The sequence below is a fragment of the Vibrio sp. 2130-1 genome (genome assembly GCF_033339515.1).
Map to the genome: position 1 here is coordinate 1 of NZ_JAWOUT010000111.1, position 951 is coordinate 951.

The 951-nt window shown below is 47.8% G+C and carries 2 protein-coding genes; both read right to left on the reverse strand.

The window, feature by feature from the left end:
* Nucleotides 1–637 (reverse strand): flagellar type III secretion system pore protein FliP (locus R7Q09_RS24560; RefSeq protein WP_318143749.1); only part of this gene is annotated, 637 nt, incomplete at its 3' end.
* An 18-nt stretch (nucleotides 638–655) separates the two neighbouring features.
* Nucleotides 656–951 (reverse strand): flagellar motor switch protein FliN (gene fliN, locus R7Q09_RS24565; protein WP_318143750.1); only part of this gene is annotated, 296 nt, incomplete at its 5' end.

Genomic DNA, 951 nt, shown 5'->3' on the forward strand with positions numbered 1-951 from the left:
TCAAGACACTAACGTCAAACAAGTCAATGGCCAAAAACGGAATGAACAGCAAAAAGCCGATTTGGAACGCAGTTTTAAGCTCACTGATCACAAACGCAGGAAGAACAACGGCAAACGAGATGTCTTCTACTTTTTGATCGAGCGGCTCATTGGCAATTCGCAACATTTGCTCAAGAGAGCTCTGATGGGTTTGCGCCAACATGAAGTTGCGAACGGGCTTTTCCGCCACGGAAAATGCTTGAACCAGCGTAATTTCACCATTGTCGTATGGTTGGAACGCGTTCTCGTAGATATCCGTCCAAACTGGGCGCATGATGAGCAGAGTAAGCGTTAATGCAATACCCACTAACACGCGGTTTGGCGGGCTCTGCTGCAAACCAAGCGCTTGGCGCAAGATAGCCAGCACCACAATAATGCGTGTAAAGCTCGTCGCCATCAAAATGAAAGCAGGAAGGAAACTGAGCGCCGTCATCAACAAAAGAATTTGTAGTTTAACGCTGTACTCTTGTTGTGCGTCGCCGTCCGTAACGGACAGAATTGTTAAGCCGTTGTCTGCTGCCATTGTTGGGAATGCAAACAAAAGTGACACCAATACCAACAAAGGTAACCAACGATGCCAAGCGCTCAGATTGTTCATTGTACTGCCTACCAAAAATTATCGACCAACGCCGCTTAATGCCGAATCGTGTACGTCAATCAAGCGAAGACCGTATTTGTCATTAACGACAACTACTTCCGCATGGCCAAGTAGGGAACCGTTCACCTTTACGTCCAATGGTTCGCCGTTCAGCTTTTCAAGTTCAATGACGGTGCCTTCGCCCGCTTTCATCAAATCACCAAGTGGGATCTCTTTACTTGCGACTTCAAGCGTGACAGTCACAGGGATGCTTTTGAAAAAGCTCAGGTCGCGCTCTGCAGCAACAGGCTCAGGTTGGCGCGTTGTTTCAGCTT